Source organism: Vreelandella xerophytica, from assembly GCF_968048975.1.
In genome coordinates this window covers 41278-65100 of record NZ_OZ309106.1, presented here as the reverse complement: position 1 = coordinate 65100, position 23823 = coordinate 41278, and the positions used below count along the sequence as shown (strand labels likewise).

General features: G+C 59.9%; 18 protein-coding genes and 3 rRNA genes. 12 read left to right on the top strand and 9 right to left on the bottom strand.

Going from position 1 to position 23823, the window contains the following annotated elements; all coding sequences use genetic code 11:
• Positions 1-70 precede the first annotated feature (70 nt).
• Positions 71-913 carry a methylenetetrahydrofolate reductase [NAD(P)H] gene (gene metF, locus ACWF8S_RS00290; RefSeq protein WP_447554842.1) on the bottom strand — a complete coding sequence of 281 codons (843 nt, stop codon included), beginning with the start codon at positions 911-913 and terminating at the stop codon, positions 71-73.
• A 147-nt stretch (positions 914-1060) separates the two neighbouring features.
• Here metF and ACWF8S_RS00285 point away from each other — a divergent pair, with 147 nt between their 5' ends.
• Positions 1061-1996: an AEC family transporter gene (locus tag ACWF8S_RS00285; protein ID WP_447554841.1), complete on the top strand. Its 936-nt coding sequence runs from the start codon at positions 1061-1063 to the stop codon at positions 1994-1996.
• Here the strand turns inward: ACWF8S_RS00285 and ligB are convergent.
• Together ligB and metK are read right to left on the bottom strand one after the other, a co-directional pair.
• A complete protein-coding gene (ligB, locus tag ACWF8S_RS00280) occupies positions 1947-3698 on the bottom strand; it encodes an NAD-dependent DNA ligase LigB (protein WP_447554840.1) in 1752 nt (583 codons plus the stop codon). The two genes, ACWF8S_RS00285 and ligB, sit on opposite strands and share 50 nt — an antisense overlap.
• A 113-nt stretch (positions 3699-3811) precedes the next feature.
• Positions 3812-5029: a methionine adenosyltransferase gene (gene metK, locus ACWF8S_RS00275; protein WP_447554839.1), complete on the bottom strand. Its 1218-nt coding sequence runs from the start codon at positions 5027-5029 to the stop codon at positions 3812-3814.
• 220 nt (positions 5030-5249) lie between these two features.
• Here metK and tkt point away from each other — a divergent pair, with 220 nt between their 5' ends.
• The 10 genes from tkt (at position 5250) to ACWF8S_RS00225 (ending at position 14544) form a co-directional block, all read left to right on the top strand.
• A complete protein-coding gene (gene tkt / locus ACWF8S_RS00270) occupies positions 5250-7238 on the top strand; it encodes a transketolase (RefSeq protein ID WP_447554838.1) in 1989 nt (662 codons plus the stop codon).
• Between the two features lie 33 nt (positions 7239-7271).
• A complete protein-coding gene (locus ACWF8S_RS00265; RefSeq protein ID WP_447554837.1) occupies positions 7272-7625 on the top strand; it encodes a CidA/LrgA family protein in 354 nt (117 codons plus the stop codon).
• Positions 7615-8337: an LrgB family protein gene (locus ACWF8S_RS00260; RefSeq protein WP_447554836.1), complete on the top strand. Its 723-nt coding sequence runs from the start codon at positions 7615-7617 to the stop codon at positions 8335-8337. The genes ACWF8S_RS00265 and ACWF8S_RS00260 overlap by 11 nt, the downstream gene beginning before the upstream one ends.
• Positions 8338-8404: 67 nt before the next feature.
• Positions 8405-9478 carry a type I glyceraldehyde-3-phosphate dehydrogenase gene (locus tag ACWF8S_RS00255; RefSeq protein ID WP_447554835.1) on the top strand — a complete coding sequence of 358 codons (1074 nt, stop codon included), beginning with the start codon at positions 8405-8407 and terminating at the stop codon, positions 9476-9478.
• Positions 9475-10644, top strand: a complete 1170-nt coding sequence (locus tag ACWF8S_RS00250; protein ID WP_447554834.1) for a phosphoglycerate kinase — start codon at positions 9475-9477, stop codon at positions 10642-10644. Before ACWF8S_RS00255 ends, ACWF8S_RS00250 begins: the two co-directional genes overlap by 4 nt.
• A 48-nt stretch (positions 10645-10692) precedes the next feature.
• Positions 10693-11757, top strand: coding sequence for a class II fructose-bisphosphate aldolase (gene fba, locus ACWF8S_RS00245; protein WP_447554833.1), 1065 nt, complete (start codon positions 10693-10695; stop codon positions 11755-11757).
• 164 nt (positions 11758-11921) lie between these two features.
• On the top strand, positions 11922-12266 hold the full coding sequence (locus tag ACWF8S_RS00240) for a hypothetical protein (protein ID WP_447554832.1): 345 nt from the start codon (positions 11922-11924) through the stop codon (positions 12264-12266).
• Positions 12267-12489: 223 nt separating this feature from the next.
• Positions 12490-13188 carry an HAD family hydrolase gene (locus ACWF8S_RS00235; protein WP_447554831.1) on the top strand — a complete coding sequence of 233 codons (699 nt, stop codon included), beginning with the start codon at positions 12490-12492 and terminating at the stop codon, positions 13186-13188.
• A 17-nt stretch (positions 13189-13205) separates the two neighbouring features.
• Positions 13206-13580 carry a translation initiation factor Sui1 gene (locus ACWF8S_RS00230; protein WP_447554830.1) on the top strand — a complete coding sequence of 125 codons (375 nt, stop codon included), beginning with the start codon at positions 13206-13208 and terminating at the stop codon, positions 13578-13580.
• A 55-nt stretch (positions 13581-13635) separates the two neighbouring features.
• Positions 13636-14544, top strand: a complete 909-nt coding sequence (locus ACWF8S_RS00225; protein ID WP_447554829.1) for a nuclease-related domain-containing protein — start codon at positions 13636-13638, stop codon at positions 14542-14544.
• Between the two features lie 7 nt (positions 14545-14551).
• On the opposite strand, the gene ACWF8S_RS00220 is transcribed toward ACWF8S_RS00225, so the two are convergent.
• From ACWF8S_RS00220 to ACWF8S_RS00205, 4 genes are all read right to left on the bottom strand, one after another.
• Positions 14552-15883, bottom strand: a complete 1332-nt coding sequence (locus ACWF8S_RS00220; RefSeq protein WP_447554828.1) for a deoxyguanosinetriphosphate triphosphohydrolase — start codon at positions 15881-15883, stop codon at positions 14552-14554.
• Positions 15884-16202: 319 nt separating this feature from the next.
• A 5S ribosomal RNA gene (gene rrf, locus ACWF8S_RS00215) occupies positions 16203-16318 on the bottom strand.
• A 110-nt stretch (positions 16319-16428) separates the two neighbouring features.
• Positions 16429-19321 (bottom strand): 23S ribosomal RNA (locus tag ACWF8S_RS00210).
• Between the two features lie 334 nt (positions 19322-19655).
• A 16S ribosomal RNA gene (locus ACWF8S_RS00205) occupies positions 19656-21188 on the bottom strand.
• Together the 16S, 23S and 5S rRNA genes form the textbook arrangement of a ribosomal RNA operon.
• Positions 21189-21722: 534 nt before the next feature.
• On the opposite strand from ACWF8S_RS00205, the gene pyrB reads away from it, so the two are divergent.
• Entirely contained in the window at positions 21723-22748 is a 1026-nt protein-coding gene (pyrB, locus tag ACWF8S_RS00200; protein WP_447554827.1) for an aspartate carbamoyltransferase, read from the top strand.
• A gap of 21 nt (positions 22749-22769) precedes the next feature.
• Here pyrB and ruvX read toward each other — a convergent pair whose 3' ends face one another.
• Positions 22770-23225 carry a Holliday junction resolvase RuvX gene (gene ruvX, locus ACWF8S_RS00195; protein WP_447554826.1) on the bottom strand — a complete coding sequence of 152 codons (456 nt, stop codon included), beginning with the start codon at positions 23223-23225 and terminating at the stop codon, positions 22770-22772.
• The gene (locus tag ACWF8S_RS00190) at positions 23225-23782 is read right to left on the bottom strand and encodes a YqgE/AlgH family protein (protein ID WP_447554825.1); all 558 of its coding nucleotides are present in this window, start codon (positions 23780-23782) and stop codon (positions 23225-23227) included. Before ACWF8S_RS00190 ends, ruvX begins: the two co-directional genes overlap by 1 nt.
• Between the last annotated feature and the right edge of the window lie 41 nt (positions 23783-23823).

The window sequence follows — 23823 nt, the reverse complement described above, 5'->3', positions numbered from 1 at the left end:
GTGATCGCGTAAAACCCAAACGCCCGCTCAAGGTAACTTGAGCGGGCGTTTTTCATTAGCCCGTGTTGGCTCAACCCACCAGATTATCCATCACCTTCAATACCGGTGCGGACTGGTTCAGCGTGTAGAAGTGAAGGCCCGGGGCGCCGCCGTCGAGCAGACGCTGGCAAAGGCGGGTAATGACGTCGGTACCAAATTCACCAATCGCTTCGCTGTCGTCGCCAAAAGCCTCGAGCTGCTTGCGCATCCAGCGGGGAATCTCCGCGCCGCAGGCGTCCGAAAACCGCGCCAGCTTGGTGTAATTGGTGATCGGCATGATGCCCGGGATGATCGGTTGGTCAACGCCGTGGGCCCGGGCGCGCTCGACAAAGTGAAAGTAGGCGTCCGCGGTGAAGAAGTACTGGGTGATCGCCATGTTGGCGCCAGCCTTCATCTTGCGGGCGAAGTTTTCCACGTCCCGTTCCAGGTTGGCCGCCTGGGGGTGGGATTCCGGATAGGCAGCCACAGCGATATCGAAATGGTCCCCGGTTTCTGCACGAATGAATTCGACCAGCTCATTGGCGTAGCGCAGCTCGCCGATGCTCGCCATGCCCGAGGGCAGATCACCGCGCAGTGCCACCAGGCTATTCACACCCTCTTCGCGGTACTGCGCCAGCAGGTCACGAAGCTGGGCTTTTTCGCTGCCGATGCAGGATAGATGCGGCGCGGTACTGATGCCGCTTTCGCTGACACAGCGTACCGTATCGCGGGTGCGTGCCTGGGTGGAGCCGCCGGCGCCGTAGGTGACCGAGAAAAAGCGCGGGTGGGAGGCGGCCAGCTCATCGCGTACATGAATCAGCTTCTCGCGTCCGGCATCGGTGCTGGGCGGAAAGAACTCAAAACTGATACCTAACGGATGTTCCTGGCTGCTCATACGGGGCCTCACGGGGTTAAAAAGTGATATTGTGCGCTATTGTCGCCGCTACGCCAGGCCGCGGCTAATGAAAGATTCCACGACATCGCTTTAGTTTGACTCATAGTCACCACGGCTCAGTGTGACCGACGTTCACTAGGAAACGGTATGGATTTATCACCGGCTACCCTGATGGGTCCGCTACTCACTCTTTTAAGCTTTGTGGCACTTGGGTTTATCGCCGCACTGCGCCTTAACGTCAACCCGCAGCCCATCGCCACACTCTTGGTCTACGTGATCGCTCCCATCACCGTTTTTCGGGCACTGATGAATGGCAGCCCCACCGCCGATTACCTGCTGTTGACGCTTGCGCTCTTTACCCTGACCAGCACCATCGCGCTTTTGGTCAATCGGATAGGGCGACGCTATTTCGGCCCTCATGAAGCCGCGCTTCTGGCGTTCTCCTCGGGTACCGGCAATACCGGCTACTTTGGCCTGCCCATCGCGCTCGTTTTGCTGCCTCCGGAGGGGGTGACGCTTTACCTTTTCTGCATGCTGGGTATCAACCTTTACGAATTCACCGTGGGCTTTTATCTAAGCGCCCGGGGGCAGTTTTCGGTGCGCCAGAGCCTGGTCAAGATCAGCCGCCTGCCGCTGCTCTACGCGTTTGCTTCGGCGCTTTTGCTAAGTGCGCTGTCGGTGGCGCTGCCCGCGCCGGTCATGGAATCTCTTGCGGTGTTTCCCGCCACCTACACGCTGTTGGGCATGATGATCATCGGCATGACGCTAAGTCAGGTAAAGCTTGCCGCCTGGGATACCCGGTTCATTCTTGCCTGCGTGGGGCTTCGCTACGTGCTCTGGCCGATGCTCATGCTCGCCCTTGTGCTCGCGCTGGGTGCGCTCACGCCGCTCTCGCTGGAGCTTGGCCTGGCGCTTTTGCTGTTGAGCGTGGTGCCCATGGCCTCGAATGTCGTGGTCGTGGCCATGGAGCTCGGCATTCAACCGCAGAAAGGGGCGCTGGCGGTGCTGGTGAGCACGCTGCTGGCACCCCTGCTTATTCCGCTTTATCTGGGGCTGATGCTGGCCCTGACGGGCCTTGGCTGAAGCCCGCCACGTTGTAGGCTCTTAGCTGCGTGGCCATACGGGCGACATCGACGTGGCTGAAAAACGCGGCCAGCGCTTCGGCGCGTACCGGGCCTACCCCGGGCCTTGCTCGCCACTCGTCCACACTTAGTGCGCTGAGGGTATCCCAATCACCCAGACGCGCATCACCCCCGGGCGGCATACCGAGCGCGTCAAGCCACGCGCTGAACGAGGCTTGCCGGGCCTGCGTGAAAGCGCTTCTCAACGCCTCGGCGCGCACCGCGCCGATGCCGGAAACACGTCGCAGCTCCTCGCGGCTTGCCCGCTGCCAGCCCAGAAGCTCATCCACCACGCCTGCCTCTAGAAGCGCGCGCCAGGTGCCTTCTCCCACGCCTTGCATCCCCAACTGCTCGCCCAGATACGTGAGCCGTGCCAGCAGTTGATCAAAGCACTCAGGCGTCAACGTGAAGCAGCTTAAAAGATGGTAGCGCTCCGGGGTGGGCGGCGTCAGCTCGGCACGCTCGCGGGTATGCCAGACCACCTCACTGACCTGGGGAATGGTCAGCCCGGCAAGCTCGACGGCCACCTGGTCACCGGGGCGCACATCCCATGCCTGCCAGCGGTCAAGCGAGCCCAGCGACACCCGGCTGATGCGTCGGCCATCGAGTTCCACCGGGTTGAGCCATAAAAGCGGCGTAACCCGACCGGTGCGCCCCACGCGAAATTCCACACCGCGCACCTCGGCCAGCGCCTTCGAGGGCGGATACTTCCAGGCCACTGCCCAGTCGGGGGGTGATGACGACCAGTGGCGCACGCCCGGGCGCTCGGCCTGCTTGATCACGACGCCATCGGTGGCAAAGGGCAGCGGCGCATTGAACCAGACATCGCGCCAGTAGGCGGCGTCCTGTTCGACGTCGAGGTGATGGGTGTAGGCCCCGGTATCGAAGCCAAGCGCCGCGAGCGCTTCCAGCCGCGCGGCCATGTCGGTGGGCCCATCCGGCCAATCCCAGACGAACAGGCCAATGCGCTCAAGCGTCTCCACGCTTGGGCTGCGCTGGGCCATGGCGCCGGCCACCAGGCCTCGGGCGCCGCTATCCGGCACCTGGGACTGAACGTGATCCTCCAGCCGCCAGTAGAGCTCACCCTGGAAGATGGCATCGAGGGCTTGCGGGAGTTCGTTGGGTACGGTGTCGATTCTTTGCGCCCGTGCGGTCCAGTCCTGGCCACGTTCGCCGTCTCCGCGGCTCACCGCCTCGACCAGCGTGCCCTGCGCGTAGCGCAGCGTTACCGCCACGCCGTCCACCTTGGGCTGAATCCAGAGATGCTCGCGGCGGGTGGTAAAGCGGCGCACGCCGGCTTCATCGGTCTTTTGCAGGCCCGTCTGGGCCGCCGGGTGGGCGCGGCTGGACGTGGTATGCACCACACGCTCGAGCGGCCGATGAACCGGCGCTTGACCAAGGCACACCTGCCAGTGATTCAAGCGCGCAACCGTCTGGTCGTAAAGGGTATCGCTCACCAGCGCCACGCCTTCACCGTGATAGCTCAAATCCCAAAGCGCGATCTGCTCGGCCAGCGCTTGGGTTTCAAGTGCCAGTTGCGCCTCGCTCCAGGGCGGGCAGTCGTCGGCTTTCACCGGGGCCGGGATCCAGAGCATCAGCGCCAGCCAGGCAACCAGCGCGTAAAGGCTGGCAAAGGGAAATCGGTCGCGTCTTGTGGTTGTCATGAGGCCTCACCCAAACCTAACTATTCATAGCCAAGCCTAGAGTAAAACGTGGCCATCGCCCATAAAAAAAACGCCCCCGGCCAGGCCGAGGGCGTCTTGCGGGTAGCGTAGGCTTAAAGGGCGGCGGCGCGCAGCGCGTCGACCTTGTCGATCTTCTCCCAAGGGAAGGCCGTGAAGGTTTCCGTGCGGCTTTCGCCCTTGTCGTCGACCCAGGTATAGCTGTGCTCGAAGGGCTCGCGGCCGAAGTGGCCGTAGGCCGCGGTGAGCTGATACATCGGGTGCAGCAGATCGAGCATTTTGGTGATCGCGTAGGGACGCAGGTCGAAGTGCTCACGCACCAGCTCGACGATGCGCGCGTCGTCGAGCTTGCCAGTGCCAAAGGTGTCGATGGCGACCGAGGTCGGCTCGGCCACGCCGATGGCGTAGGACACCTGGATTTCGCACTTGTCCGCCAGGCCAGCGGCGACCACGTTCTTGGCCACGTAGCGCCCGGCGTAGGCCGCGCTGCGGTCCACTTTCGACGGGTCCTTGCCCGAGAACGCACCGCCGCCGTGGCGCGCCATGCCACCATAGGTATCGACGATGATCTTGCGCCCGGTCAAACCGCAGTCACCCACCGGGCCGCCAATGACGAACTTGCCCGTCGGGTTGATGTGGTACTGGGTGTTCTCGTCCAGCCACTCGGCGGGCAGCACCTCTTCGATGATTTCGCGCTGTACCATGTGGCGCAGGTCTTCCTGGGCGATCTCCGGGTCGTGCTGGGTGGAGAGCACCACCGCGTCCACGCCGCAGGGCTGGCCCTTGGCGTCGTAGCGGAAGGTGACCTGGCTCTTGGCGTCCGGGCGAAGCCAGGGCAGCATGCCGTTCTTGCGCAGTTCCGCTTGACGCTCCACCAGGCGGTGGGAGTAGTGAATCGGCGCGGGCATGTAGGAGTCGGTTTCGTTGGTGGCGTAACCGAACATCAACCCCTGATCGCCCGCCCCCTGGTCTTCCGGCTTGCTGCGATCCACCCCCTGGGCAATCTCCACGCTCTGCTTGCCGATCAGGTTCACCACGCCGCAGGTGGCGCCGTCAAAGCCCACATGAGAGGAGGTGTAGCCGATGTTGGTGATCACATCGCGCACCAGGGTTTCCAGATCGACCCAGGCGGAGGTGGTGATCTCGCCGGCAATGATCGCCACGCCGGTTTTCACCAGGGTTTCACAGGCCACGCGCGCCTGCTTGTCCCGGGCAATGATCGCATCCAGCACCGCGTCGGAAATCTGGTCGGCAATTTTATCGGGGTGCCCTTCGGAGACGGACTCGGAAGTAAACAGGGAATATTCGCTCATTACGCGCTCGGCCCTCGTACGACGGCTGCCGGGTGACAGCATCAGAAAATCAAGGCAGGAGGCACCCTGCCCGAGTGATAAAGCGGCGACGCCGCATCAAACGCTGAAGTTTACACGCAAGGGCCGCTTCTTCCCATACGCGCGCCTATAATTTGCCGATGCCCGGGAAGTCAGCGACAATAGCGCCTTTAACGTTTTCGTTTTAGGCGAGGAGCACCCCATGCCGTCCCGTTTTGAGCTGGCCAATGCCATTCGCGCCCTTTCCATGGATGCCGTACAGAAGGCCAAATCCGGCCATCCCGGCGCGCCCATGGGGATGGCAGACATCGCCGAGGTGCTGTGGAATGACTACCTCAAGCACAACCCCGAGGATCCGAAGTGGGCCGACCGCGACCGGTTCGTGCTCTCCAACGGTCACGGCTCGATGCTGCTCTACTCGCTTTTACACCTCACCGGCTACGATGTAAGCCTCGAGCACCTGCAGGCGTTTCGCCAGCTCCACTCGCCCACTGCGGGCCATCCGGAGTTCGGCTACGCGCCGGGTATCGAAACCACCACGGGCCCGCTGGGCCAGGGGTTTGCCAACGCGGTCGGCTTTGCGATTGCCGAGAAGACCCTGGCGGCCCAGTTCAACCAGCCTGGCCACACCATCGTCGATCACCATACCTGGTGCTTTCTGGGCGATGGCTGCCTGATGGAAGGCATCTCCCACGAGGCGGCGTCACTGGCCGGTACTCAGCAGCTGGGCAAGCTGATCGCGCTTTATGACGACAACGGCATTTCCATCGACGGCGAGGTCGAGGGCTGGTTCACCGACGACACCGCCAAGCGCTTCGAGGCCTACGGCTGGCACGTGGTACCCAACGTCGACGGTCACAAGCCTGACGAGATCAAGGCGGCCATCGAGCTTGCCAAGCAAAGCGACAAGCCGAGTCTGATCATCTGCAAGACCATCATCGGCTTCGGCGCGCCTAACAAGCAGGGCAAGGAAGACGCCCACGGCGCCCCGCTGGGTGACGAAGAAGTCGCCGCAGCGCGCAAGCAGCTGGGCTGGGAGCACGCGCCGTTTCATATTCCCGAGCCGGTCTACACCGGCTGGGACGCCCGGGAAGAAGGCAAGAAGAGCCAAGAGGCCTGGAACGAGCGTTTTGCCCGCTACTCTGATGCCCACCCGGAGCTCGCCCGTGAGTTCAAGCGTCGCATGAAGGGCGAGTTGCCCGCGGAGCTTGGCACCGAGGCGCTGATCGAAAAGGCCCAGGAGAAAGGCGAAAGCATCCCGACACGCAAGGCCTCGCTTTTGGCGCTCAACGCGATTGGCCCGCAGATGCCGGAGCTTCTGGGCGGCAGCGCCGACCTGGCGCCTTCTAACCTGACCTTCTGGGAAGGCACCAAGGCGATTACCGCGGAAGACCCGAACGGCAGCTACCTGCATTATGGGGTGCGCGAGTTCGGCATGGGTGCGGTGATGAACGGCATCGCCCTGCACGGCGGCTTCGTGCCCTATGGCGCGACCTTCTTGATCTTCATGGAGTACATGCGTAACGCCGTGCGTATGGCCTCGCTCATCGGTAATCACGCGATCTACGTGTTCACCCACGACTCCATTGGCCTGGGCGAAGATGGCCCGACTCACCAGCCGGTCGAGCAACTCACGAGCCTGCGCACCACGCCGAACCTTTCGACCTGGCGCCCGTGTGACGCTGTCGAGACCATGGCGTCCTGGGATGCGGCGCTCAAACGCCGCTCCGGACCCACGGCGCTGGTGCTGTCGCGCCAGAACCTGCCCCACCAGGCGCGCACCAAGGCGCAGCTGGCCGCCATTCAGCGCGGTGGCTACGTGTTGAAGGATTCAGAGGCCACCCCGGAGCTGATTTTGATCGCCACCGGCTCGGAAGTGGGTCTGGCCATGGACGCCGCCGCCGAGCTCGAAGGCCAGGGCAAGGCGGTTCGCGTCGTCTCCATGCCATCCACCTACCGCTTCGACGGCCAGGACGCCGAGTACAAGGAGAGCGTGCTGCCCCGCGCGGTGACCAAGCGTATTGCCATCGAGGCGGCCCACGCCGACTACTGGTACAAGTACGTGGGCCTTGATGGCCGGGTGATCGGCATGACCACCTTCGGCGAGTCCGCGCCGGCGGGGGATCTGTTCAAGCACTTTGGTTTCACGGTGGAAAACGTCGTCACCCAGGCCAATGAGTTGCTGGATTAACCCGCCCTGTTGCATGTGTGATCCGAGGCCACGATGCCCGCATTGAACGGTTTCTTGTGGCTGATCGGCTACTACCTGATTGGAGAGGCGGTCATCCGTCTCTCCGGTTTACCCGTCTCTTCCGGCGTGGTGGGCATGCTCTTGCTTACCGCCACGCTGATCGTGATTCGCCGCGTCCCGGCATCGCTTGGTGCGGCGGCTCAGCCGCTTATCGCACTGCTGGCGATGCTGATCATGCCCGGCGTCGTCGGGGTGTTCTTTATCCTCGACGAGCTCCAGGGCCAGTGGCTGGTGATTCTCTGCGCGCTGGTGGTGGGTACGCTATTGAGCGTGGCCACCACCTTGTGGCTGCTAAAGCGCCTGATGGAGGGGCACCGTGCCCGTTGACGGCTTGCTCGAGGCGCTGGCGGCCACACCGCTTTTCGCCGTGGGGCTGACGCTTTGCGCGTATCTGGCGGCCAACGCGCTCTTTATTCGTCTGAAGCGGCCCACCTGGCTGCCGGCAGTGTTGATCGCCGCGCTGCTGCTGGCCGCGATGCTTGCGCTCATTGGCCTGCCTTACGAGCGTTACCGCCAAGGGGCGACGTGGCTGACCATTCTGCTCGGTCCCGCCACCGTGGCGCTGGGGCTTCCGCTTTATCAACAGCTTGGCCACATTCGTGCGCTTTGGCGCCCGCTTAGCGTCTGTCTGCCTCTCGCTGCCAGTCTGGCCGCCTGCTACGCCCTGGGGATCGCCTGGCTGATGGGGGCCCCGCCGGACATCCTGGCGTCCATCGCAGCAAAGTCGGTTACCGCCCCCATTGCCATCGGTATTACCGAGCAGATCGGTGGCTCGGTGGCGTTGATGCTGGGCGCGCTGTTGGTCACCGGGGTGGCCACTGCAGCGTTTACCGGCCCCGCAGCCCGGTTATTGAACATCGCCGACGAGCGTATCATCGGTTTTGCCCTGGGGCTCAATGGCCATGCCATCGGCACCGTGCGGGCTTTCGAAATCAGCCCCGCCGCCGGCGCCTTTGCTTCGCTGGGGATGAGTCTGACCGGCATTTTCACCGCGCTTTTACTGCCGCTGGCCTGGCACCTGGTAGGAGCCGGGGCTTGAAATACGCTATGATTACACGAGTTTATGGCCGCAAGGCTCCACCGTTTTCCTGAAGAGCCGCCACCCCATGGCTGATTCCACGTTTAAATATCGCATTGCCATCAACGGGTACGGACGTATCGGCCAGTGCGTACTGCGAGCGCTGGTGGAACGCCATCATCCTGAGCTTGAAATCGTGGCGATCAACGAACTCTCCGATCTGGCCACCATTACCTACCTGACCCGGTTTGATACCACCCATGGGCGCTTTCCCGGCGAGGTGGACAACGACGGGGACGTGTTGATCATCGATGGTCGACGTATTCAGGTGCTCAACGAACCCGACCCCGCGCGGCTTCCCTGGGACGCGCTGAATATCGATCTGGTACTGGAGTGTTCGGGCAGCTTCAAGGACCGCGCCACCGCCATCCGGCATCTTGACGCCGGCGCCAAACGGCTGCTTTTTTCTCAGCCCGCCGAATCTGACGTGGACGCCACCATCGTATGGGGAATCAACGAGGACTCGCTCTCGCTTGATCAGCGTATTCTGTCGGCAGCCTCCTGCACGACCAACTGCCTGGTGCCGCTACTTACCGTACTGGACGAGGCGCTGGGCCTTGAACACGGGGTGACGACCACCATCCACTCGGCCATGAACGACCAGCCAGTGATCGACGCCTACCACCAGACCGATTTGCGCCTGACCCGCTCGGCAATGCATTCAATCGTGCCCGTGGATACCGGGTTGGCCGTGGGTATCAGCCGCCTGATGCCTGCCTTTGCCGGGCGTTTTGAATGCTTGCACGTGCGTGTGCCGACCATCAACGTCTCGGCAATGGACGCCTCGCTCACCGTGCGCTGCGATACCGATGCCCAGACGGTCAACGCGCTGCTCAAGCAGGTAAGCCGGACGCGCCTGTCGGGCGTACTGGGGTATACCGAAGCGCCGATGGCGTCGAGCGATTTCAACCACGACCCGCACTCAGGCATAGTGGATGCCACGCAAACCCGGGTGGCTGGCAAGCGCCTGGTAAAACTGCTTTGCTGGTTTGACAACGAGTGGGGCTTTGCCAATCGTATGCTGGATATCAGTCAGCGTCTGGCCGCTTTGGCGGCCCCGCCCCAGGATCATGACGTAACCACAAGGAAGCCGCCTAGATGAACGTGCAGAAGATGTCCGAATTAGCGTTGAAAGGACAGCGTGTGCTGATCCGTGAAGACCTGAACGTACCGATCAAGCATGGTCGCGTGACGAGCGACGCACGCCTGCGCGCTGCGCTGCCGACGATTCAGGCGGCCGTGAGCGCAGGCGCGAAGGTCATGCTGATGAGCCACCTGGGTCGCCCCACCGAGGGCGAGCCCACGGCCGAGTTTTCGCTCGCCCCGGTGGCCGAGCACCTGGCAAGGCTTCTGGACCAGCCGGTCACCCTGTCGACCGATTACCTGGATACGCCCCCAAGCCTTGATGACGCCGAGGTGGTTCTGCTCGAGAACGTGCGTTTCAACGCCGGCGAGAAAAAGGACGATGAGCAGCTTGCCAAGCGCTACGCCGCGCTTTGCGATATCTTCGTGATGGATGCCTTCGGCACCGCCCACCGCGCCCAGGCCTCGACCCACGGGGTGGCCCGTTTTGCCCCAAGGGCTTGCGCGGGCCCGCTGCTCGCCGGCGAACTCGAGGCGCTGGAGAAGGCGCTGGCCACACCGAAGCGCCCGATGACGGCGATCGTGGGGGGCTCGAAGGTGTCCACCAAGCTCGAGGTACTCACCGCGCTTTCCGAGAAGTGCGATCAACTGATCGTTGGCGGCGGCATCGCCAACACGTTCATCGCTGCGGCGGGCTATAATGTGGGCAAATCGCTTTACGAGGCGGAGCTTGTCGACAAGGCCAAGGCGCTGATGAAGACGGTCAAGATTCCGATGCCCACTGACGTGGTCGTGGCCACCGAGTTTTCCGAATCCGCCCAGGCCACGGTCAAGCCGGTTGACCAGGTAGCAGATAATGAGATGATCCTGGATATCGGCCCCGAAACCGCTCAGCATCTGGCGGGGCTCTTGAAAGAGGCGGGCACCATTTTATGGAACGGCCCGGTGGGGGTGTTTGAAATCGACCAGTTCGGTAAAGGTACCGAGACCCTGGCAAAAGCCATCGCCGAAAGCCCCGCGTTCTCGATTGCCGGTGGCGGCGACACGCTGGCGGCCATCGACAAATACGCCATCAGCGATCGCGTCTCGTATATCTCAACCGGAGGCGGCGCGTTTCTAGAGTACGTCGAGGGTAAGGAGCTGCCTGCCGTTACTGCCCTTGAAGCGGCCGCGCGCGACGCATAACCGCTTATATCCACCGATCCACCAACATAGACAACTTAAGGTGACTTCATGGCTTTGATCAGCATGCGCCAAATGCTCGACCACGCCGCCGAGTACGGCTACGGCATTCCGGCCTTCAACGTCAACAACCTCGAACAGATGCGCGCCATCATGGAGGCTGCAGACAAAACCGACTCTCCGGTGATCGTGCAGGCCTCCGCCGGAGCCCGCAAGTACGCCGGCGCCCCGTTCCTGCGTCACTTGATCCTGGCAGCGGTCGAAGAGTTTCCGCATATCCCGGTGGTCATGCACCAGGACCACGGCACGAGCCCGGCGGTGTGCCAGCGCTCGATTCAGCTGGGTTTCTCCTCGGTGATGATGGACGGCTCACTGGGCGAAGATGGCAAGACCCCCACCGACTACGACTACAACGTCAACGTTACTCGCCGTGCCGTTGAGATGGCCCACGCCTGCGGCGTGTCGGTCGAAGGCGAGCTTGGCTGTCTGGGTAGCCTCGAGACCGGCATGGCCGGCGAGGAAGACGGCATCGGCGCCGAAGGCAAGCTCGACATGGAGCAGCTTCTGACCGACCCGGAAGAGGCCGCTGACTTCGTCAAGGCGACCCATGTAGATGCTCTGGCGATTGCCATCGGCACCAGTCACGGCGCGTACAAGTTCACCCAGCCGCCCACCGGCGACACGCTCTCGATCCAGCGTATCAAGGAGATCCACGCGCGCATCCCCGATACCCACCTGGTGATGCACGGTTCCTCCTCGGTGCCCCAGGAGTGGCTGGAGATCATCAACCAGTACGGCGGTGAGATTCCGGAAACCTACGGGGTACCGGTCAACGAGATCGTCGAAGGCATCAAGCACGGCGTGCGCAAGGTGAACATCGATACCGACCTGCGCCTGGCCTCCACCGGTGCGGTGCGTCGCTTCATGGCGCAGAACCCTTCCGAGTTCGACCCGCGCAAGTTCCTCAAGGAAACCGTCACCGCCATGCGCGATCTGTGCATCGCCCGCTACGAAGCGTTCGGCACGGCGGGTAACGCCAGCAAGATCAAGCCGATCAGCCTGGAGGCGATGTTCGAGCGCTACGAGCGCGGCGAGCTGGCACCCAAGGTAAAATAAGCGCGATTCGAATGCGCTGGCAAAGGCGGCCATCGGCCGCCTTTTTTCATGGCGACTCTTCAGGAATGCGCTGCGAAAAAAGTTGTTGCGGCGCAGCATGCGTGTAGTATGACCGTGTAGGAGGCGTGAAGACGCCTGCCCTCGCCCCAACACAGGTAACTTCCATGAAGCACACGCCTACGCTGTTCAACGCCCCTTTTCTTCCCATGATGGGAATCTACAAGGCGGGGGTCATGGCTCTTGAGCTATGGAGCACGTCACTTTCGACCATTTCCATGCGCCAACAGCTTTGGCAGACCCAGCCGTTTTTCAGCCCGATGATGATGCTGGAGAACCAGCGCATGGTCACCGAGAAAATCGAGGCAGGCATGGAGGCGGGGCTTGTCATGCAAAAAGCGTTTTTCAACGCGATGGACGGTCACTACGCGCCCTGGTGGGTTACCAGCCAAAACGCGCTTTCGCCCTACCATAGCCGCAGCCGAGCCAACTCTCGTCGCCTGGCCCGCTAAGCCTTGAAAAAGGCAGCCGGTGCTGGGGCGCCCTGGCAGGTCAAGGTTTTAACAGGCTTTTTTTGATGATCCCCTCTGCAGGCGGCCTTCAAAGCGCCGTATGGCGGGCCCGTGGCTGTAAAAAAATTATAAAACAGTGTTCACAAAAGCCTGAAAATCTCGTTCAATAGAACGTTAGTCGGCTTTTATCAACACAGGCAGCCTGAGGCTGCAAGGAACGACAATGCCGCTTCCACTCTTGTTGTTTGATTGTGATGGCACTCTGGTCGATAGCGAACCCCTCCTTGCCGAGGAGATGGCGGTTGCGTTGAATACGGTCGGCCTGCCCTTTGAGCGCCGCGATTACATGGGCGAGTTTCGAGGCGCGCGCTTTCGCAATATCGTCGCCGAGCTACAGTACCGCTTTGGCGAGGTAGACCCCGAGCAGCTTGCCCAGGCCGAGCGTACCATGCGCGAAAATCTTGCTCTTCGCCTGGCCCGCGAGCTCACGCCCTTGCCCGGCGTTCTGGACGCGCTCGAGAACCTCAGCCGCTTCAGCAGTGCTGTCGTGTCCAACGGTCCGGAAAGCAAGATTCAGACCGCCCTGAAGGCCACCAACCTCACGCCCTATTTCGGCAAGCGCTTTTTCAGTGGCTATACGGCCAATTGCTGGAAGCCCGAACCCTGTCTACATCTGCACGCAGCCAGTATCATGGGGTATAGCGCCCATGAGTGCATTGCCATCGACGATGCTTTGGTAGGCGTTCGCGCCGCACTGAAGGCGGGTATGACCGTGATCCACCTGAACCGCTTTCCCGAGACGGAAACCACCCCGGACGGGGCGCTCGAGATTCAGAGCATGCACCAACTGACCGACGTGGTGGAACACCTGGCCTGTCAGCGCGAAAGCATTGCAACGCCCGAATATTCAGTAGAGAAATAGTTCAGTAGAGAAATAGTATGGCTTCATTACGTGATCAGTTGGGTGGCCTTGTATACTCGACCGAGCAGGGCAAGACTTGTCCGGACTGCCGTGAACCGATCGAACACTGCCGCTGCGAAGATGACAGCGAGCGGGCCCGAATTGCCGCTTTAGACGGTATCGTGCGCATTCGCCGGGAAACCAGCGGCCGCAAGGGTAAAGGCGTGACCACCCTCAGCGGCATACCGCTTGCCTCGGAGGAGCTCAAGGTGCTGGCGACATCGCTCAAGAAGCGCTGCGGTACGGGGGGAGCGGTCAAAGAGGGTATTATCGAGATTCAGGGGGATCATCGTGAAACGCTGAAAGCGGCGCTGGAAACGATGGGCTACCAGGTCAAGCTGGCAGGTGGCTGACATCCTCATCACGCAACAATCGCAGAGCGACTCTGCTTACCGGTAAGGCACTGCAATGGTTTGGCTGGAATATCTGCTACCGCTTATTTTCCTGTTTCCGATGGCGGCCATGGGCAGCATTGTCCTGGCGCTGCGCAGTCTGCACGATGCCCGGGTGGAGTCCCCGTTTGACGCACCGCTTCGCGAACCGGGTCAGGCGCTTCGTAATCGCCTCGACCAAGCTTTCTCCAGCCTCTTTCTAAACGGTGCCCTGGGCCCGATTATCAGCCTGGCCCCCCTGGTTTATGGCATGGGCCGAATGCTCTTCGTCGTGCATCAGGAGTGGATCGAGTGGGCGCTTTATGGCTTATTGAGCACGCTGCTGGTAGTGACGTTCTCGCTTCTCTTGATTCGCGACTACCAGCGCATTCGGCGACTCAAGCTGGGCCTTGCCTGCGACCTGGCGGTCGGCCAGGAACTTGAACGGTTGATTCGCCCCGAAGCCCATCCCTATTACGTGTTTCATGACGTGCCTACCGACAGCTTTACCATCGATCATGTGGTAGTGACGCCTCATGGCGTTTTCGTCGTGGAAACCCGAGCACGTACGCTGGCCCTCAGCGCCGACGGCAAAGAGCTCAATCAGGTAGTGGTCGAACGCGAACGACTGCGCTTTCCTCATTGGCAGGAGAGGCGCCCGCTGCATAAGACCCGTCAGGGCGTAAGCTGGCTGACAGGGTGGCTGGAGAAGCGCTGTGGTGTTCCCGTGAAGGTGAAAGGGGTGCTGGTACTGCCCGGCTGGGAGGTCGATACCTCGGAAGCCTCGCCAGACGTGCTGGTAGTCAGCGGCGAGCAGCTCTCGCGTCAACTCGCGGAGCTGACGCCCGGAGTGCTCTCTGATGCCATCCATGGCAAGGTCATTCATGTACTGCTAGAGCACTCCCGCATGATGGAGCTTAAACACCTTCGAAAGCCGTCGGTATAAACCTGCATTAGTCGCCGCGCAGCCGTCCGCCCATCTCCTGGGCGAGATCCACCGCGTAATGGTCGGTCATCCCGCCGATGAAATCGAGCATCCGCCGGTAGCTGTCATAGAGTGACCAGGAGGGTAATGGCGTATTCTCGCCAATCAGTGCCAATACACGCTGATGCTTGAACGAGCTCTGTCCGGTGTGGTGAAGCTCGTGGGCCGCCCCGATAAAGGCTTCCAGCAAGATTCCCAGCGTCGTATAGGCGCCGATCTCAAGCTTCGCCTTGCGCTCGTTTTGAAAGATCCGCTCCCGGGCCAGCTGTTTGGCGGCCTGAACCCCCCACCCCAGATCCGGATGGCAGAGCTCCAGTAAATCGTCGGCCAGGGTGCCGCTCAAAAGCGCCTGCTCGTTTTGCACGAATACCGACGCCACTTCGTTCACGGCGCGCTCCATGGCGGCACCGCGCAACAGCGCAATACGGCGGCGCTGGGAGACGTTGCGGCTCTGCATCTCTTCGTACTCCGGCGGAAACTCGCCAGCGATCTGGCGCAGAATCTCCACGACTTCCTCAAAACGCAGAATGCCCATCTCCAGACCGTCTTCCAGATCCAGCAGGGCATAGCAGATATCGTCGGCGGCCTCGACCAGCCAGGCCAGCGGATGACGACACCAGCGCTGCTCGCCTTGAGGTAACAGGCCCACGGCGTCAGCCACCTCGGCCAGTAGTGCCTGCTCGGACTGATAGCAGCCGAACTTGCCGGCTCGACCACCATAGCGCACCGTCCAGGGGTATTTCAGCAGCGTGCCAAGAGTGGCCGCCGACAGCCGCATGCCGCCGTTGAACTGGTTGTACTCGATCTGGGTAATCACGCGAAACCCCTGAGCATTACCTTCGTAGGTAAGCAGATCCTCACGCTCGGCTTCAGAAAGCCCTTCAAGCAGCCCGCCTCCCTGAGCGCGGCGAAACCAGTCGCGAATGGCGTACTCACCCGCATGGCCAAAGGGGGGATTACCGATATCGTGGCCCAGACAGGCGGTCTGTACGATCACACCCAGATCCGCAGGCGTGATCCACTCAGGCAGATGCTCGTTCAACAGCTCGCCCACGATCATGCCCAGCGAGCGTCCCACACATCCCACCTCCAAGGAGTGGGTCAGGCGGGTGTGAATATGATCGTTTTCAGCCAGCGGATGCACCTGGGTCTTGCGGCCCAACCGACGAAACGAACCCGAGAAAACGATACGGTCATGGTCCTTGTGGAACGGGGTACGCCCCACTTCGCGACCGATGGTAGAACGTTTATCGTGCAGACGGCGTGGTGAAAGCAACTGTTCCCAACGCATTTGTGTCATGGCAATCCTCCTTGAGGCGAGCATTTTGACACAGAACGTGTAACAACGGCACGCGGGCTTCTTGTGGAGGGCGCTTGAGGGAAAAAAACCTTTTGGCTGAAATCTCTGCGGGAAGGAACCCTGTGAAAGGGCGCTTTAGCGCGATGGCAGCGGGCACAGAAAGGATTAATCACACAGCGGGGATTAATGACGGGGGCGCAGCCATCGCCGGAATGCCGGACCCGCGCTGAAGCGCCCTCCCCACGGGAACCTTCGGGGCTTTTCTTGCGCGCATAAAAAAGCCCCGAACACAGGGTGCTCGGGGCTTTTTCGAAGAGGTGCCTGACGATGACCTACTCTCGCATGGGGAGACCCCACACTACCATCGGCGCGTTGCGGTTTCACTTCCGAGTTCGGCAAGGGATCGGGTGGTTCACGCAGGCTATGGTCGTCAGGCGTAACTTTCAATGTATATCGGCTGACGGTCTTGTGATCGTTCTTTCTTGCGTATCCGGTGCTCTATCGAGCGTCGTTGTCACTGCAGGACCAGACCCCTTGGGTGTTATAGGGTCAAGCCTCACGGGCCATTAGTACACGTTAGCTCAACACCTTGCAGTGCGTCCACACCGTGCCTATCAACCAGCTGGTCTCGCTGGGCCCTTCAGGAGGCTCGAGGCCTCGGGGATGTCTCATCTTGAAGGGGGCTTCCCGCTTAGATGCTTTCAGCGGTTATCCCGTCCGCACATAGCTACCCGGCAATGCCACTGGCGTGACAACCGGAACACCAGAGGTGCGTCCACTCCGGTCCTCTCGTACTAGGAGCAGCCCTTCTCAAACATCCAACGCCCACGGCAGATAGGGACCGAACTGTCTCACGACGTTCTAAACCCAGCTCGCGTACCACTTTAAATGGCGAACAGCCATACCCTTGGGACCGACTTCAGCCCCAGGATGTGATGAGCCGACATCGAGGTGCCAAACACCGCCGTCGATGTGAACTCTTGGGCGGTATCAGCCTGTTATCCCCGGAGTACCTTTTATCCGTTGAGCGATGGCCCTTCCATACAGAACCACCGGATCACTAGAACCTGCTTTCGCACCTGCTCGACGTGTCTGTCTCGCAGTCAAGCACCCTTATGCTCTTGCACTCATTGCACGATGTCCGACCGTGCTGAGGGTACCTTCGTGCTCCTCCGTTACTCTTTGGGAGGAGACCGCCCCAGTCAAACTACCCACCACACACTGTCCTCGATCCGGATAACGGACCTGAGTGAGAACACCGATGATGCCAGGCTGGTATTTCAAGGTTGGCTCCACCCGAACTGGCGTCCGGGTTTCCAAGCCTCCCAGCTATCCTACACAGGCAACATCAGTATCCAGTGTGAAGCTATAGTAAAGGTTCACGGGGTCTTTCCGTCTAGCCGCGGGTACACCGCATCTTCACGGCGATTTCAATTTCACTGAGTCTCGGGTGGAGACAGCGTGGCCATCATTACGCCATTCGTGCAGGTCGGAACTTACCCGACAAGGAATTTCGCTACCTTAGGACCGTTATAGTTACGGCCGCCGTTTACCGGGGCTTCAATCAAGAGCTTCGCCTTGCGGCTAACACCATCATTTAACCTTCCGGCACCGGGCAGGCGTCACACCCTATACGTCCGCTTGCGCGTTAGCAGAGTGCTGTGTTTTTACTAAACAGTTGCAGCCACCTGGTATCTTCGACCGGTTCGGGCTTAGGAAGCGAGTTCCATCACCCTACGCCGGCGTGCCTTCTCCCGAAGTTACGGCACCATTTTGCCTAGTTCCTTCACCCGAGTTCTCTCAAGCGCCTTGGGATTCTCACCCTGACCACCTGTGTCGGTTTGGGGTACGGTCGCACATGATCTGAAGCTTAGAGGCTTTTCCTGGAAGCGTGGCATCAGTGACTTCCTGACCGTGGTCAGTTCGTCTCGTCTCTCGGCCTTGAAAGATCCCGGATTTACCTAGGATCTCAGCCTACCGACTTTCACCAGGACAACCAACGCCTGGCTCACCTAGCCTTCTCCGTCCCCCCATCGCAATCATGTCCGGTACGGGAATATTAGCCCGTTTCCCATCGACTACGCGTTTCCGCCTCGCCTTAGGGGCCGACTCACTCTGCTCTGATTAGCATCGAACAGAAAACCTTGGTCTTCCGGCGAGGGAGTTTTTCACTCCCTTTATCGTTACTCATGTCAGCATTCGCACTCGTGATACCTCCAGCAAGCTTCTCAACTCACCTTCATTGGCTTACACGACGCTCCTCTACCGCTCATCCCTAAGGATGAACCCGTAGCTTCGGTACCTGGTTTAGCCCCGTTACATCTTCCGCGCAGGCCGACTCGACTAGTGAGCTATTACGCTTTCTTTAAAGGATGGCTGCTTCTAAGCCAACCTCCTAGCTGTCTGAGCCTTCCCACATCGTTTCCCACTTAACCAGGATTTGGGGACCTTAGCTGACGGTCTGGGTTGTTTCCCTTTTCACGACGGACGTTAGCACCCGCCGTGTGTCTCCCACGCTGGCACTCACCGGTATTCGGAGTTTGCCTCGGGTTGGTAAGTCGGGATGACCCCCTAGCCGAAACAGTGCTCTACCCCCGGTGGTGATACGTGAGGCGCTACCTAAATAGCTTTCGAGGAGAACCAGCTATCTCCGGGCTTGATTAGCCTTTCACTCCGATCCACAAGTCATCCAAATCTTTTTCAACAGATCCTGGTTCGGGCCTCCAGTTGATGTTACTCAACCTTCACCCTGCTCATGGATAGATCGCCCGGTTTCGGGTCTATATCCAGCGACTGGTCGCCCAGTTAAGACTCGCTTTCGCTACGCCTCCCCTAATCGGTTAAGCTCGCCACTGAATATAAGTCGCTGACCCATTATACAAAAGGTACGCAGTCACCCAACAAGTGGGCTCCTACTGCTTGTACGCACACGGTTTCAGGATCTATTTCACTCCCCTCGCCGGGGTTCTTTTCGCCTTTCCCTCACGGTACTGGTTCACTATCGGTCAGCCAGGAGTATTTAGCCTTGGAGGATGGTCCCCCCGTCTTCAGTCAAGGTTTCTCGTGCCCCGACCTACTCGATTTCACGTGATCAGATTTTCGACTACGGGGCTATCACCCGCTCTGGCCGGACTTCCCAATCCGTTCGTCTAATCAGTCACACGCTTAAGGGCTGGTCCCCGTTCGCTCGCCGCTACTGGGGGAATCTCGGTTGATTTCTTTTCCTCGGGGTACTTAGATGTTTCAGTTCCCCCGGTTCGCTTCCTGGCCCTATAGATTCAGGACAGGATACTGACCTTGTGGTCAGTGGGTTTCCCCATTCAGAGATGTCCGGGTCACAGGTTGTTTGCCACCTCACCGAACCTTATCGCAGGCTACCACGTCTTTCATCGCCTCTGGCTGCCTAGGCATCCACCGTGTGCGCTTCATTGCTTGACCCTATAACCCGAAGGAGTCTGGATCTCGCAATGACAACGATTGCCGGATACGCAAAAACGTATCACAAAACAATTGCATATCGAGATGCGACGATAAAAACAGCGAACTGTCTTCCTATCGTCATTCGATATTGTCAGCATGATATACATTGTTAAAGAGCGACTGCTATAAGCAGTGACAAGCGTTCTTTCACGTTAAAAAAAGAAAAAAGATCTTGAAACCTCAAGGCTTTTTCTTTTGATGTGTGAAGAACAGAACGTTTGTCACTGCGCATCAACAGCATTCTGATCAGGTAATTCATTGTGAGCGCTTGCCGGGAGGATGACGCATCGTTTAAGGAGGTGATCCAGCCGCAGGTTCCCCTACGGCTACCTTGTTACGACTTCACCCCAGTCATGAACCACACCGTGGTGATCGCCCTCCAAAGTTAGGCTAACCACTTCTGGTGCAGTCCACTCCCATGGTGTGACGGGCGGTGTGTACAAGGCCCGGGAACGTATTCACCGTGGCATTCTGATCCACGATTACTAGCGATTCCGACTTCACGGAGTCGAGTTGCAGACTCCGATCCGGACTGAGACCGGCTTTTCGGGATTCGCTTACTCTCGCGAGTTTGCAGCCCTTTGTACCGGCCATTGTAGCACGTGTGTAGCCCTACCCGTAAGGGCCATGATGACTTGACGTCGTCCCCACCTTCCTCCGGTTTGTCACCGGCAGTCTCCTTAGAGTTCCCGGCATTACCCGCTGGCAAATAAGGACAAGGGTTGCGCTCGTTACGGGACTTAACCCAACATTTCACAACACGAGCTGACGACAGCCATGCAGCACCTGTCTCTGCGTTCCCGAAGGCACCCCGGAATCTCTTCCGGGTTCGCAGGATGTCAAGGGTAGGTAAGGTTCTTCGCGTTGCATCGAATTAAACCACATGCTCCACCGCTTGTGCGGGCCCCCGTCAATTCATTTGAGTTTTAACCTTGCGGCCGTACTCCCCAGGCGGTCGACTTATCGCGTTAACTTCGCCACAAAGTGCACAAGGCACCCAACGGCTGGTCGACATCGTTTACGGCGTGGACTACCAGGGTATCTAATCCTGTTTGCTACCCACGCTTTCGCACCTCAGTGTCAGTGTCAGTCCAGAAGGCCGCCTTCGCCACTGGTATTCCTCCCGATCTCTACGCATTTCACCGCTACACCGGGAATTCCACCTTCCTCTCCTGCACTCTAGCCTGACAGTTCCGGATGCCGTTCCCAGGTTGAGCCCGGGGCTTTCACAACCGGCTTGTCAAGCCACCTACGCGCGCTTTACGCCCAGTAATTCCGATTAACGCTTGCACCCTCCGTATTACCGCGGCTGCTGGCACGGAGTTAGCCGGTGCTTCTTCTGCGAGTGATGTCTTTCCTGGCGGGTATTAACCGCCAGGCGTTCTTCCTCGCTGAAAGTGCTTTACAACCCGAAAGCCTTCTTCACACACGCGGCATGGCTGGATCAGGCTTGCGCCCATTGTCCAATATTCCCCACTGCTGCCTCCCGTAGGAGTTCGGGCCGTGTCTCAGTCCCGATGTGGCTGATCATCCTCTCAGACCAGCTACGGATCGTTGCCTTGGTGAGCCGTTACCTCACCAACCAGCTAATCCGACATAGGCTCATCCGATAGCGGGAGCCAAGGCCCCCTTTCTCCCGTAGGACGTATGCGGTATTAGCCTGGGTTTCCCCAGGTTATCCCCCACTACCGGGTAGATTCCTATGCATTACTCACCCGTCCGCCGCTCGTCAGCGTCCAGCAAGCTGGACCTGTTACCGCTCGACTTGCATGTGTTAAGCCTGCCGCCAGCGTTCAATCTGAGCCATGATCAAACTCTTCAGTTTAAAATCATTGTGATTCTTGCCTGTCGCTCGAAAGCAACAGAGGCGAATCAATCCTGGCTCAAGGTTCAAACGAATTTGAAGAACTCGAAAATTCTTCTTGTGCGCTTGCCTTGATATTAGGTGACTTGTCACCCTCATCGGCAAACGCCCACATGAATTACCTGATCAAATTGTTAAAGAGCGGTTTCGCTGGACTCAGACGTTGGCTCGATGACCGGAGCCGCTTGCCTCAGCGAGGAAGACGTATTCTACGCATTTCCTGGTGGTTGTCAACCGCTGTTTTCAGCGAGTGAAGCAAGCGATCAAGACTTCGCTAACTTCCTGACAAACCGAGAGTTTTCACTCTCATTCACCGCTGGCAACGCTGGGCGTCCCCGGCAGCGGATGCGTACTTTACGGATTCCCCGCCGCCTTGGCAAGGGCTTTTGTAAAAAAATTCCATGCCGGGGCAAGGCGATCATTTAAAGCGTTTCGGCCAGATGGCGGTTAATGGTTACACTAGCGTTCTCGCCCACCATCTCACCGAGGTCTGTGATGAGCCCCCATCTACTATCCGTTGATTCATTGAACCGCGAAAGCGTCAATCACCTGTTACGCGTGGCCGCGCAAATGGAGCCCATCGCCAGCCGCCGACAGGCCACCCGTGTGCTGGAAGGCGCGGTGTTGGGTAATCTGTTTTTCGAAGCCAGTACGCGCACCCGGGTCAGTTTCAACGCCGCGTTTTGCCGTCTGGGGGGCAGCGTTTGCGATACCACCGGCTTTACCTTCTCCTCCATGGCGAAAGGCGAGTCGCTTTACGACACCAGCCGGGTGATGAGCGGCTACTGCGATGCCATCGTGATGCGCCATCCCGACCAGGGGTCAGTGGCCGAGTTTGCCGAGGCAACCAATGTACCGGTCATCAACGGGGGCGACGGGCCCGGCGAGCACCCAAGCCAGGCGCTTTTGGATCTTTATACGATCGACAAGGAGTTTCAGCGTCTGGGCAAGCGTCTTGAAGGCGCGCATATCCTGCTGACCGGGGATCTGAAGTATGGTCGCACGGTGCACTCGCTCATCAAGCTGCTTTCTTTATATGATCCGCTGCGCATCACGCTGGTCTCGCCGCCGGGTCTCGAGATGCCTACGCCGCTTGTCGATCTGGTGACATCCCGGGGCCACCGCGTGGAAATGCGCGAGCAGCTGAGCACGGACTTCAGCGACCTGGATGTGGTGTACACCACGCGCATTCAGAAGGAGCGTTTTACCGAGGAGATGAATGAGAGCTTCAAGGGTGTTTCCGACGACTTCAGGGTGAACCGGGCATTTCTGGATCAACACTGCAATGAGTCGACCATCGTCATGCACCCCTTGCCGCGGGACAGCCGGGCCGGGGCGAACGATCTTGACGTGGACCTCAATGGCGACCCGCGCCTGGCCATCTTCCGTCAGACCGACAACGGCATTCCCATGCGCATGGCGATCTTCGCCACGCTGCTCAAAGTCGATGAGCTGATCGCCCAGGACCTTCGCCCGGTACGTTGGTTCGTGCCCAGCCAGACCGGCACGCTGGATCGCTAGGCGCCATAAAGCAAGGATCCTCTAGAGCGAAAGACGCCCGCCCGGAAGCCCTTCCCGGTGGGCGAACCAGCCTTCGAGTATGAGCACCGCAGCGATACCGTCGACGCTCTCTTCCCGGTAGTTGCCCCGGTGCCCGGCTTCACGGGCGATGGCTTTAGCCTCCCGGGTGGAACCGCGTTCGTCGACCATTTCGACTGCCTTGCCAAAACGCCCGTGAAGCCGGTTGCCGAATTTGCGCGCACGCACGCTCATGTCGGATTCACTGCCGTCCATATTGAGCGGCAACCCCACTACCAGCAGATCCGGCTGCCACTCTTTCAAAAGCGCGCCGACGCGCTGCCAGTCCGGAATACCGTCACGGGCGGTAAGCGGGTCAAGCTCACGAGCACTCCTTAGAAGTTCGTTGCCCACCGCCATGCCGATACGCCGTGTGCCGTAGTCAAAGGCAAGCACCAGACGCTGACCCGAGACCGCCACTAGGCGTGCCCTGCATCGCGTGTCATGAGATTAAGATCCACGCCCAGAATACCGGCGGCGGCGGCCAGGCGCTCAGCGGGCGGTGTCTTGAAAATCACGCCTTCGTCCCCCTCCACTGTCAACCAGCTGTTCTCCTTGAGTTCCTCCTCGAGCTGGCCTACTTCCCAGCCAGCGCAGCCCAGACACACCAGAAACTGCCCGGGGCCCTCGCCGTCGGCCAGCGCTTTCAAAATATCCATCGAGGTGGTCAGGGCGATATTGTCCTCCACCTGAATGCTGGAGTCCCACTCCTGGCTGTCGCCAACGTGGAGAATAAAGCCGCGGTCTTTATGCATCGGGCCGCCGTAATACACCGGTGCGTTGCGGTGCGGGCTTTCATCACCGCCAAGGGAGAGCTGTTCAAACAGCGTATCGAGCGTAATCTCCAGCGGATGGTTGACGATCACGCCCATGCAGCCGTTGTGGTCGTGATCACACAGATAGATCAAGCTGCCTGCGAAGTTGGCATCGTCAAGGTGCGGCATCGCCATGAGAAAATGGTGCTTTAAACTTTGCATGCGTCTCCTACGGCGCGCCAGTGCCCGCGCGCGCCTCGCTC

What these genes read in the sequence shown, in the direction of transcription:
- fba (WP_447554833.1), top strand. Translation starts at nt 10,693, where the DNA reads ATGGCTTTGATCAGCATGCGCCAAATGCTCGACCACGCCGCCGAGTAC.
- ACWF8S_RS00240 (WP_447554832.1), top strand. Translation starts at nt 11,922, where the DNA reads ATGAAGCACACGCCTACGCTGTTCAACGCCCCTTTTCTTCCCATGATG.
- ACWF8S_RS00255 (WP_447554835.1), top strand. Translation starts at nt 8,405, where the DNA reads ATGGCTGATTCCACGTTTAAATATCGCATTGCCATCAACGGGTACGGA.
- ACWF8S_RS00190 (WP_447554825.1), bottom strand. Translation starts at nt 23,782, where the DNA reads ATGCAAAGTTTAAAGCACCATTTTCTCATGGCGATGCCGCACCTTGAC.
- metK (WP_447554839.1), bottom strand. Translation starts at nt 5,029, where the DNA reads ATGAGCGAATATTCCCTGTTTACTTCCGAGTCCGTCTCCGAAGGGCAC.
- ACWF8S_RS00265 (WP_447554837.1), top strand. Translation starts at nt 7,272, where the DNA reads ATGCCCGCATTGAACGGTTTCTTGTGGCTGATCGGCTACTACCTGATT.
- ACWF8S_RS00230 (WP_447554830.1), top strand. Translation starts at nt 13,206, where the DNA reads ATGGCTTCATTACGTGATCAGTTGGGTGGCCTTGTATACTCGACCGAG.
- pyrB (WP_447554827.1), top strand. Translation starts at nt 21,723, where the DNA reads ATGAGCCCCCATCTACTATCCGTTGATTCATTGAACCGCGAAAGCGTC.
- ACWF8S_RS00250 (WP_447554834.1), top strand. Translation starts at nt 9,475, where the DNA reads ATGAACGTGCAGAAGATGTCCGAATTAGCGTTGAAAGGACAGCGTGTG.
- tkt (WP_447554838.1), top strand. Translation starts at nt 5,250, where the DNA reads ATGCCGTCCCGTTTTGAGCTGGCCAATGCCATTCGCGCCCTTTCCATG.
- ACWF8S_RS00285 (WP_447554841.1), top strand. Translation starts at nt 1,061, where the DNA reads ATGGATTTATCACCGGCTACCCTGATGGGTCCGCTACTCACTCTTTTA.
- ACWF8S_RS00225 (WP_447554829.1), top strand. Translation starts at nt 13,636, where the DNA reads ATGGTTTGGCTGGAATATCTGCTACCGCTTATTTTCCTGTTTCCGATG.
- ACWF8S_RS00235 (WP_447554831.1), top strand. Translation starts at nt 12,490, where the DNA reads ATGCCGCTTCCACTCTTGTTGTTTGATTGTGATGGCACTCTGGTCGAT.
- ACWF8S_RS00220 (WP_447554828.1), bottom strand. Translation starts at nt 15,883, where the DNA reads ATGACACAAATGCGTTGGGAACAGTTGCTTTCACCACGCCGTCTGCAC.
- metF (WP_447554842.1), bottom strand. Translation starts at nt 913, where the DNA reads ATGAGCAGCCAGGAACATCCGTTAGGTATCAGTTTTGAGTTCTTTCCG.
- ligB (WP_447554840.1), bottom strand. Translation starts at nt 3,698, where the DNA reads ATGACAACCACAAGACGCGACCGATTTCCCTTTGCCAGCCTTTACGCG.